The following is a 9689-nucleotide window of genomic DNA, read 5'->3' on the forward strand; positions in this document are numbered from 1 at the left end:
GAAACCGGACTGGCAGAAATCCACCGGTTTCGGCCGTTCCCCCAAACCCATGCCTCTTGAGCATTGGTCCCGCCGGTCCATTAGAGCTTGCTACATCGGAGCTTAGCAGGGGCCGTTCGGCAGCGGTGCGGCTCGCTGCTGGGGCTATGGAGCGAGCCGGAAGGGGCTGGGCTGCTCTCTTGCCGTAGCGATACGAGCAGTAGGGTGATGTTGGCGAGATTGACGCCGTGGTCCAGGTGGCCGGCCTTCAAGGCATATTGGGTGACGACGTGACATGTCGCGAGAGAGCACGTGCGAGTTGGCCGGTATCAACGGGCTTCTCGTAGCGCGGGACCTCGGCATAAGCGGCGGGGATGACCCGCGCATCGTAGCCCGTGGCGAAAACGAAGGGCACGCTGCGGGCCCTTAGGGCGTCGGCGACCGGGTAGACCAGATCGCCATTCAGGTTGATGTCGAGCACGGCGCCATCCAGATCCTGCTCCGCCTCTACCAAAGCGAGCGCTTCCGCAACGGAGCTGGTCGGCCCCACCGCGGTCGCTCCGGCTGCCTCAAGGGCGTCCGCGAGATCGGAGGCAATCGTGTACTCGTCCTCCACAATAAGGAGGCGCAACCCTTTCAGGCCGTGGATACGTGGATCAGCCACGGGACGCTCCTTCGCGCTGCGTTATAATCGGAACTGCGATTAGGCAGCGCACACCACCCTCGCCAAATTCGAGCTCCGTTCTGGCATTCAGCTGGTATGGAAGAGCTCGCTCGATCAGTTCGCGGCCATAGCCCTTTCGCCGAGACTGACTGTTCTGTGAGATTTGAACTCCGCTCTCGCGCCATTCCAGCACCACCCGCGGCGTACCGTGCTCGTCCTCTTCCACCTGCCAGGTGACGGAGAGGTGGCCGGACGCCTGGCCGATGGCACCATACTTGACCGCATTCGTGGCCAGCTCGTGCACGGCGAGAGCCAAGGCCTGCGCGGCCGGCGCCGGAAGCGTAACGGGTGGACCGTCCACCGCCACCTTGTCAGCTTTCCCGTCACCATGGGCCGTCAGCTCAGCTTCGATGAGCGGGCGGAGTTCGACGGCATCGTAATCCATCCGCGCGATCAGCCCCTGGACCCGCGACAGCGCCCTCAAGCGGCTCTCGAACTCAGTCGAGAAGTCCTCAAGCGTGCTGCTGGATCGCATCGTCTTGCGGGCAACCGCCTGCACGACAGCCAGAAGGTTGCGGGTACGGTGCTGAAGCTCTGCCAGAAGCACCTGCTGGTGATCCTGCAGGCCACGCAGGTCATGGATGTCCGTCGAGGTCCCAACCCACTCCAGCGCGACGGCGGTGTCCTGATTGATCGGCTTGGCACGGGTCTGATGCCAGCGGTACTCGTCCTTGGCAGCCCAGCGGATGCGGTGCTCCACGTAGTACTCACCTGTCCTCTGGGCTCCGTGCCACGCCTCCTGCGTGGCAGCGCGGTCCTCGGGGTGCACAGCCTCAACCCAGCCTTGCCCAAGGCTTTCAGGCTCAGAAAGGCCCGTGAACTCCACCCACTGAGGGCTGCCCCAGGTGCGGGTGCCATCGCTCCAACTGCGGAATGCGAGTTGAGGTATGTTCGTTGCCAGCAGGCGGAAGCGCTCCTCGCTCTCCTGCAACTGAGCTTCGGACAGATGCTGTTCTGTCAGGTCCCGCACCACTTTGACGAAGCCCGGCACGCCATCGCGTAGCGGCATCTGCAGGCCAGAGGCCCAAAAACGCGAACCATCCTTGCGTTGATGCCAACGCTCGTCCTTAGCTCGGCCTTGCTCCTGGCTTATGCGGCGCTCAGCCTGCGGGACACCGGCAGCGCGGTCCTCGGGCGTAAAGATCACGTCGCTGTCTTGGCCGACCATCTCCGAGGAGACGTAGCCGAAGAGACGAGCTGCCCCTGCGTTCCAGGTGATTGCCTTGCCACTGGGATCCAGGGCGAAGATTGCGAAATCCGTGGCACTCTCGAGGATGACCTGAAGGAGTTCGTCGCTGCTAACGTGTGTGTTCTCAGGCGAAGCCCCAGATCCATCATTCATGCTCGGCCTCATCGACGATGGCCGTGCATCGGGAGGCACGGCTTACACCCTTCTAAAGATACGTCAGTAGCGTTCTGCTGCACCCACTTAGAGCAGGTTTTCTTCCCCAGATGCTTCTGAAGTGCGGCTTCGGACTGATTTTTTCGTCGTTACGGCTTGAGGCACCTCGTGAGATCGGTCTCAAGACGAACGGAATGGTCCGGTCTGCATCTGCTCTGACAGGCAGCGGAATTTAATTCACTTGCAATATTTAATTCCAATTCAAGCTGCCCCTTCGTACAAGCTGTCGTAGCCCTTGTAGGTGGTGACTTGTTCGGCCACATGTGGAAGCTTCAAGCGGAAGGGCTCTCCGGTGATGAGGTCTTGGACGCAGCCTGTCAAAGCCGCCATGCAGCACGATGTCGGCGCGGGTCAGCAGCCTGCAAAGGACGCCCTCGACTTTGGCAGACGCCAAAACCTACTGCTGCGCGCCATCGTTAAGACAAAACCTGAGATGGCCAGTACATCGCAGGTAATTCCACATACCGATCCGACGATCGAGTTATGGCCAGCGCAGCATAACGTTGCGCATACCAGAAGCAGGCGCATGGCCTGCGAGGACGCCTGAAGGCGAGCGGCCGTTGCGAAGAGCGCACCTGTGCCAGCGAACGCTGACGGCCAGCCATTCCAAGTCATGAGCGTTAGCCCTGCGACCATTAACATGCTGGCAGCAAAGGCTGCGTTAAGCCAAGTCGGCCGACCATGCGAGGTGATAAAGCGAGCTGCGAGAAGGCTCTGAGTGACGGATATGGCTGACATGGCCATGCCAGTCGTGGATCCAAGATGCAGATAATGAGCACTGAAGCAGACGCCACAAGCCGCCGAGCACATCAGGATCATCGTCCGGCGCGGCATTACACTTGTTGCAAAGCCAAAGGCCAAACCCATGGCCCCGAACGCATCCAGGTTAGCTTGGGCTGCCAGCCAAATCGCGGAGGAGATATCTAGGAAGCTCATCGGAGCGCTCAGCGAGCGCCACAGCGGCGCCTTCTCTTCCGATTGGCTATCCCGTTATGGTAAACAGCCCTTTAAGCATCGGGCGCGACGACGGAAGCGTGCCTCGGTACTCCTGGCGCCTCGTTTTCTACGAACAGGTGAAACCCCTTTCACGAGATGAGGTGCGTGACCCAGGAGCGACCTGACCAATATTGTGAGCGGGTCTGATTGAAAGGCTACTGCATGGTCTCGGCCATGGGTAGCCTGTTGCGCAGCCTGACGAACCTGCGAGAAGCCCTGTCCCAGCCCCGCCTTGAGCCCGCCATCGAGGTGGTTGACCGGCTGGAGACAGAGCGGACCGGCCGCCCCTTCCGAGCGGACCAGCCCGAGCAATTCGACGCCGATGTCGGGTTCGAGAGAATTGCACGGTCACGTGCGGCCCGTCGGAGGGCGGAGAGGACCAGATCCAACAGCTCGGCCCGTGCGTAAGCCTCCAGATCAGGTCGGCTTCGCCGTGCATCCGCACCGGTGGGTGGTTGAGCGCTTCTTCGGGTGGATCACCCGCAACCGCCGCCTCTGGAAGGACCCGGAAGCGACCCTCACTTCCGCTCAAGCCTTCCTCTACGCCGCTGCCGTCATGATCCTCGTTCGACGTCTGGGACGCGCCTCATGACTTATTGGACGGAATCTTAGGGCTTGTAGCGATCCTCGGGCTTCGGGCGATCCGGATCCTTCTTGGGCGCGCCCGGGGTGGGGGCCTCGGTCAGGCGGCGATGGCTCGGCGTCCGGTCGCCCGTTTCCTGATGGTCCGGGCTGCTCTGGCTGACATGGTCGAGGCTGGCGGACACGCTCGCTCCTGCCAGTCCTTCCGCGCGGTCCTCTTCCGCCGTGTTGCTGATCATGTCAGGGGACTCCAATCTCGAGACAGAAGACGATGTGTGGGGTCACGCCGCCGCGCTGGCGGCGGCTCGTGAGCCGTTCGTGGCGGCGACATTGTATCAGCGGCCGGCTTACGTGACCGAAAGGGTCAGTTCGTCGCGGCTATGCCCATTCCCGGTACGGATCGAGCCGGCATGGGCGCCCGGGCCGCCACGCGACCATCCTTGAAACGGACAGATCATCATGACGGTGATCCTGCCTCATCGCCTTCGATCATTTCCTGGACCTGCTTGGCGTAGGCCAATCAACGCAATCGAGCTCGCGCAAAATCGGACATGCTTGCGGCGTTCAAACATCGGACCTCCTAACGAGCGGCATAGACAAAGCGTCAAGTGCCACTTTCCCAGAATGCTTGCCCCAAACTAAGTTTAAGATCGACTCGATCCCATCACTAAAAGGCGCGCGAGAAAACATAGCATAGCGCCTCGGCCCGACTCTCTAACTTAGTTTGCTGCGGGGGTCTGCGAGATCGCATTACATCAAGCGGTTCCTGGGGACGTGTAGGGGAAGCTGGGCTACCGGGGCGGTACGGTAACGCACGTAAAAACCTTTGACTGGTCTGGAGAATCTGCCGCGATGCAAGCGTGAGAGAAAGCGGAGCCTTAGCCGGCATCGATCGGCTTCGGATGCTGCTGACGATCATGCGCGGCTTTTCCGATCCGATTCTGCTTTTTCGTGTCCCCCAAGACTTGTGACCTCCCAGATTTGTGGCGGTCCGGGACAGGAGACCGTCGAGATCGGCATCGGCCCAACATGGCTCTCCCATTGCGCAAAGTTCCGGTCCGATATCGGTCCGATTCAACACCGGAACTTGAATACTGAAGGTCCGATTGTCCTTTTATGAGGAGAGTTCGATGAGCGATGAGAATATCACGGTTGGCAGTGCTCACGTTGATCTGGGTTCAGAGTTTCGCCAGCAGGCACAGACCCGCATCCTTGATACCGCCAAGAAATATTTGGGCGACCTAACCATGGCTTCGGTTCATGTCGCGCGTGAGGGCAGCGACTATCGGTGTTCGGTCAATATGCAGATGGGCGGCACTCCCATGATGAGCGCGGAGGCGCTGGGACCGGAGGTGCCTCTGGCGTTCCGTTCGGCGCTTCAGAAGGTCGAGAAGCAGTTGCGGCGCACGAAGCGCCTCCTGCGCGAGGACCGAGCGCACCAGCCGGACCGGATCACCACGGCTTAGTGCCGTTACTGTCACCGATGTAATCCTTTCGGCCACAGGGAGCGGAACGATGCTTGTACGCGATGTCATGACCTCGAACGTTTGTGCGATCACCCCCGACCGGACCATTCGCGATGCGGCGCGGCTCATGGACGAGTTGAATGTGGGCATTCTGCCGGTGTGTCTCGATACGCGCCTCGTCGGCGTGATCACCGACCGGGACATCGTCGTCCGGTCGAGTGCCGCCGGGCAGGCTCCGGGGGACCAGAGCGTCCAGGAGATCCTCACCACCGACGTCACCACGTGCGGAGTCGATGATGCGGTCGAAGGCGTGATGGACCGGATGCGCCAGTTGCAGGTGCGGAGGATGCCGGTAGTCGATCAGGACCGGCATCTAGTCGGACTTGTGTCCTTGGGCGACTTGGCGGACGGCGGAGCGCCGGGCACTGCCGATGCGCTGCGCGACATCTCCTCGCCGGCTGAGCCCGACCGATCCGGAACGTTGAGCACCGCGCGCGCGGATACGACTCGCAATGCGCGACACGATCCCCTGACAGAAGAAGAACATCGGGAGCTCGCGGGCCGCCTGGCGCAGCCGCCGGGTCCCCGTCCGGATGCGGGCCGCGCGCCCGATGCCGACACGGGACGGGTGGCCGACCCAAGGGCCGCGATCGAGAGCGAGGTCGCCCGGGCGGCCTTCGGCCTTGCGGGCAGCCCGGTCGGCGCTGAACCCGGACGCATGGAGGGCGGCTTCGGGGGCGACGGCTACAACAATTACGGCGAGATGTTCGGGCCGGAGGAGGACCGGGTGCGCGGGAGCGTCATCAGCGACGATACTGACCCTTCTCCAGAGTTCAACGCCCCGGTTGGCCGGGACGGCGGCGATCCGGCCGGTTCTTGAAGGCCGCGGACGGAGGAGGCCCATGCGGGCCGCACCGTGTTCTCAACCGGAGTCGAGGGGGCGCCCGCCCGGAGGGCAGGAGGCGATGCGGACGCCTGACCGGCGGCTCCGCTGTGGTCCGAAGCCCTGCGCGCCTAAGGCCGAGCCGTCTCGCGGCGGGCCCGATTCAGGCATCGCCTCGGCGCCGTGCCAGCCGCCTTCCTGGTCGTCGCGATGTTCGATCGCCCTGCCCGAGAGCCCACGCGGACTCGTTGCCGCGATCACGGCGAAGTGGCTCGAAGTGCCCTCGCCACACGTTCGGTCACGGTCAGCCGACCTCGGGCACGAACTCGCGGCCGTTGCGGACACGGTTCGAAAAGACCATGCGTCCCGGAGCCTCGGTCGGCGCGGTGACCGAGCGCGTCATGACGGCGCAAGGCCTCGCCGTCGTCGTCCGGGTCGGGTGGCCGCTCTCGCTCCCGACGTTCCTGGGAACGCTCGTCGCCTTCTGTCAGAACGGTTTGGCTCGTGACGCGGATCGACCGTTGCCCCGGCCGGAAGATCTGGGCGCGCTAGGCGGCGCGGGGCGGGGTGGTGGGCCTCACTTGCGCGAGCGCCCGCGTGGCGAGCCGAATGTATAGAGCAACGCCGCCGCCACGATGACACCAACGGCGATCCAGACCGGCCAGCCCATCAGGCGATTCGACTGACCGAAATCGGTTCCCAGATCGTGTGACGCGGTCTGGGCATGCGCCTGCGCCACCGCGAGGCCAAAGGCGTAGAAGGCAAAGAACAACGTTCGGATCATCCTGTATCTTCATCTTGCAACCCGTTCCGATCGGGATCCACGTCCCAGCGGCGGCGGCCACCGCGCGGTCGGCAGGATTCCGTTCTCCCAAATGCTGCCGCCTGGGGCCGCGTCGAAGCTGCGGAGCGGGCATGGCCGGTCCCGGGAAACCGGCCGCTTCCGCCGTCGACGCCGCCCCCGGTCGCCGGGCCGACGGACGCACCGGCGCTGAGGAACCCGATGCCGGCGGCCGGCGGCAGGGACACAATCGCTTAGGCGCGTCCCGTTCCCATAAAGGAGACCCTGATGCTTGTCGGCGACGTCTTCGACCCGCTAGCGCGCCATCCGCTTCCGGACGGCGAATCCGAGCAGCAGTGCCGCGGCGACGGCCGCCGTCGTGACGACGGGGCGCTTGGAAACCTGGACGTAGAGGCTTCGACCGCGCAGCAGGTGCGGTTCGTGGGTGCCACGCTTCTGGCCGCCGCAGCCCGCCTCGAACAGGGAGCGGGCGCGCGAGCCCGAGGAGCGGCGCGTAAGAGATTGGTAGGAATCGTACATGATGCGCCCCATGATCCGGTCGGTCAGGCGCGGAGCCAGCATCCCGATCACGGCGGCAGCCTTCGCCTGCGCACCGACATGCAGGTCGCGGCGCGGATGCACCAGGGGCTTCGAGTGTTTCGTTCAGCTCTCATTTTTATGGCCCTGTCTCTTGGCAGCGCGCTCAGCTACGGGACGTCCACCTGGATGACGCAGCTGGTATGACCCAAGCTTTCCAGCAGCACTTACGGAATGATTCGTGCGCCTCTTCGAAAGGTTATATAGGCCCAAAGCCAGCGCAGACTGACAACCAGACGATTTTGGAAGCCAACCAGAAGATACACGTGTGCTACGCCCCAGATTAGCCAAGCTGAGAACCCCTTCAGCTTGACGCTGTCCCACTGCACCACCGCAGCATTTCGGCCTATGACCGCGAGGTTTCCGCGACTACGGAATCGGAAGGGCTTCGGTGGCCGGTTGTGCCGTATGCGTTCCCTCAGAGCGCGTCCAAGATAGCGTCCCTGTTGGTGCGCTACCTGCGCTAGGCCCGGCAGTGGCGAACCATCCTGCGCGATAGCGAAAGCCGCATCACCAATCACGTACACGCCAGCGCGACCTGGGACAGAGAGGTCTGGTCCAACACGCACATGACCTATCCAGTCAGTCTCCACCCCAAGCCACGCCCCGACAGGTGAAGCCCTGACACCCGCGCCCCAGACAACAGCTGCGGTCGGGATCAACTGCCCGCCAACTGTAACCCCCGTGCCAGATATATCTTCGACGGGACTATTCGTCAGAACCGTAACGCCAAGCCGCTCGAGAGCTGTGCGGGCGTAGGTTGAGAGATCCTTCGAGAAGGTATTGAGGATCTCTGGTGCGGCCTCGATGAGCAGAACGCGCGCAGAGCGTGGATCAATCGATCGGTAGTCGCGCACCAGGGCATTCCGAGCCAGACCAGCGATCGCACCAGCCATCTCCACGCCGGTGGGACCACCGCCAATCACGGCGAAGGTCATCAGGCGGTCGCGCTCAGCCGCGTCGGTCGCCCGCTCAGCCTGCTCAAAGGCGAGGAGAACCTTGGCGCGGATACGGCGTGCATCCTCAATGGTTTTCAAGCCCGGTGCAGCTTGCTCCCATTCGGGGTGCCCGAAGTAGCTGTGCGTGGCACCGGTTGCGAGGACAAGGGTGTCGTAGCCGCAAGTGTCGTCCTTCTCCAGAAGCACCTTACGTCGATCTACATCGACGCGTTCTACTCGCGCCATTAAGACGTCGATGTTCTGATGGTGGCTGAGAATGCCACGGATGGGCTCAGCAATGTCGCTTGGCGAGAGAACGGCGGTCGCGACCTGATAGAGCAGGGGCTGGAACAGGTGGTGATTGCGCTGGTCGATCACTGTTACCCGAATGCCGGAGACGCTGCCGAGCTCTTGAGCCACTGCAAGCCCCCCGAAGCCACCGCCCACGATGACAACGTGGTGGTCTGGTCCGCACTGCGGCGAGCTCGAGGCAGCCGACGCTCTAGCACGACCCTCGGGATTTTCGGACCGTGAAACATCCTCAGCGGCGCGGTCGCCTGCAATATCGGACACGTCGTGAGCGTTACGAGGAACCTCAGACACGATTTTGCTTCAAGTCAACGTTATGCGGGCATGTCTGCGTCATCAGAGCGGCTCCAACCTCTGCAATGCCGAGAATAAGGTGGGGCCAGGAGACCCGATCTGCAAAGCCGAAGAGCCAGGGCGAGATGGCGAGTAACAGGCCGCTAGCAATGTCTACACCAAGGTGAACCGACATCGGGATCACCTTGGTGATGGAAAGCTCGTAGTCTGTCATGAGGCTCATCAGCAAGGTCGCGAGACCAAGAGCTTGCGGCACATACTGGGCCGCCGTGCCGTCGGCAAAGCCCAGTATGTAAGGCGCGACGATCAGGAGCACGCCCATGGCATAGTCAAGTATGCCGTGAAGATAGGTTGGGATGATGCGCACGGATTACCTCGCTGTAGATGGCCACCAGGCGGCATAACTATACAGCCTGCAACTTCTACTAGTTTTTTTATACAAAGTTGATCGGGCGGCGTCCTTAACCTAAGCTGCTGTAGAGGCTTTCAACCAAGTGACCTCCGACCGGGTGGGGAGCTGCAGCCCTTTTGCAACTTCGTTTGCTTTCTCGATTTCTGGTATAAGGCAACCCTACTTTGTGATGCGTGCTGGCGAGATCGGATCGCTCGCCGGGAAGGACTCTTCGATCGCCTCGTCAAGGAGTTGCTCTTGGCGCCGCCTCAGATCTTCACCCGGGCTCCTTTGTCCGGGTGCAGCTTCAGCAGCGAAGTCGGCATTAAATTGGCTGCTCGTCCGAA

Annotated in this window: 11 protein-coding genes; 3 read left to right on the forward strand and 8 right to left on the reverse strand. The window is 62.5% G+C overall.

All coding sequences use genetic code 11. The features are described 5' to 3' along the window. Positions 1–247: 247 nt before the first annotated feature. From ACYQOP_RS07870 to ACYQOP_RS07880, 3 genes are all read right to left on the reverse strand, one after another. Positions 248–643, reverse strand: a complete 396-nt coding sequence (locus ACYQOP_RS07870) for a response regulator (protein ID WP_461221993.1) — start codon at positions 641–643, stop codon at positions 248–250. Then, complete coding sequence (locus tag ACYQOP_RS07875) at positions 636–2045, reverse strand: PAS domain S-box protein (RefSeq protein ID WP_461221994.1); 1410 nt, start codon at positions 2043–2045, stop codon at positions 636–638. The genes ACYQOP_RS07870 and ACYQOP_RS07875 overlap by 8 nt, the downstream gene beginning before the upstream one ends. A gap of 411 nt (positions 2046–2456) precedes the next feature. Continuing rightward, positions 2457–3041 (reverse strand): YgjV family protein, encoded by a 585-nt coding sequence (locus tag ACYQOP_RS07880; RefSeq protein ID WP_461221995.1) that lies wholly within the window; start codon positions 3039–3041, stop codon positions 2457–2459. Between the two features lie 382 nt (positions 3042–3423). Between ACYQOP_RS07880 and ACYQOP_RS07885 the strand changes: the two genes are divergently transcribed. After that, entirely contained in the window at positions 3424–3693 is a 270-nt protein-coding gene (locus ACYQOP_RS07885) for a transposase (RefSeq protein WP_461221996.1), read from the forward strand. A 16-nt stretch (positions 3694–3709) separates the two neighbouring features. Here ACYQOP_RS07885 and ACYQOP_RS07890 read toward each other — a convergent pair whose 3' ends face one another. Beyond that, positions 3710–3922, reverse strand: coding sequence for a hypothetical protein (locus ACYQOP_RS07890; protein WP_461221997.1), 213 nt, complete (start codon positions 3920–3922; stop codon positions 3710–3712). An 891-nt stretch (positions 3923–4813) separates the two neighbouring features. Between ACYQOP_RS07890 and ACYQOP_RS07895 the strand changes: the two genes are divergently transcribed. Continuing rightward, positions 4814–5149, forward strand: coding sequence for an HPF/RaiA family ribosome-associated protein (locus tag ACYQOP_RS07895; RefSeq protein WP_461221998.1), 336 nt, complete (start codon positions 4814–4816; stop codon positions 5147–5149). A 49-nt stretch (positions 5150–5198) separates the two neighbouring features. After that, positions 5199–6029, forward strand: a complete 831-nt coding sequence (locus ACYQOP_RS07900) for a CBS domain-containing protein (protein WP_461221999.1) — start codon at positions 5199–5201, stop codon at positions 6027–6029. Between the two features lie 580 nt (positions 6030–6609). Here ACYQOP_RS07900 and ACYQOP_RS07905 read toward each other — a convergent pair. The 4 genes from ACYQOP_RS07905 to ACYQOP_RS07920 form a co-directional block, all read right to left on the reverse strand. Continuing rightward, the gene (locus tag ACYQOP_RS07905; protein WP_461222000.1) at positions 6610–6816 is read right to left on the reverse strand and encodes a hypothetical protein; all 207 of its coding nucleotides are present in this window, start codon (positions 6814–6816) and stop codon (positions 6610–6612) included. A gap of 312 nt (positions 6817–7128) precedes the next feature. Continuing rightward, positions 7129–7455 carry a hypothetical protein gene (locus ACYQOP_RS07910; protein WP_461222001.1) on the reverse strand — a complete coding sequence of 109 codons (327 nt, stop codon included), beginning with the start codon at positions 7453–7455 and terminating at the stop codon, positions 7129–7131. 122 nt (positions 7456–7577) lie between these two features. Continuing rightward, a complete protein-coding gene (locus ACYQOP_RS07915; protein WP_461225241.1) occupies positions 7578–8798 on the reverse strand; it encodes an NAD(P)/FAD-dependent oxidoreductase in 1221 nt (406 codons plus the stop codon). Positions 8799–8943: 145 nt separating this feature from the next. Beyond that, a complete protein-coding gene (locus ACYQOP_RS07920; protein WP_461222002.1) occupies positions 8944–9318 on the reverse strand; it encodes an SPW repeat domain-containing protein in 375 nt (124 codons plus the stop codon). Positions 9319–9689: the final 371 nt, after the last annotated feature.

The organism is Methylobacterium sp. CM6247 (assembly GCF_054817925.1).

Coding starts and splice junctions, on each gene's coding strand:
- ACYQOP_RS07875 (WP_461221994.1), bottom strand. CDS start 2,045: ATGAATGATGGATCTGGGGCTTCGCCTGAGAACACACACGTTAGCAGC.
- ACYQOP_RS07885 (WP_461221996.1), top strand. CDS start 3,424: ATGTCGGGTTCGAGAGAATTGCACGGTCACGTGCGGCCCGTCGGAGGG.
- ACYQOP_RS07880 (WP_461221995.1), bottom strand. CDS start 3,041: ATGAGCTTCCTAGATATCTCCTCCGCGATTTGGCTGGCAGCCCAAGCT.
- ACYQOP_RS07895 (WP_461221998.1), top strand. CDS start 4,814: ATGAGCGATGAGAATATCACGGTTGGCAGTGCTCACGTTGATCTGGGT.
- ACYQOP_RS07890 (WP_461221997.1), bottom strand. CDS start 3,922: ATGATCAGCAACACGGCGGAAGAGGACCGCGCGGAAGGACTGGCAGGA.
- ACYQOP_RS07900 (WP_461221999.1), top strand. CDS start 5,199: ATGCTTGTACGCGATGTCATGACCTCGAACGTTTGTGCGATCACCCCC.
- ACYQOP_RS07905 (WP_461222000.1), bottom strand. CDS start 6,816: ATGATCCGAACGTTGTTCTTTGCCTTCTACGCCTTTGGCCTCGCGGTG.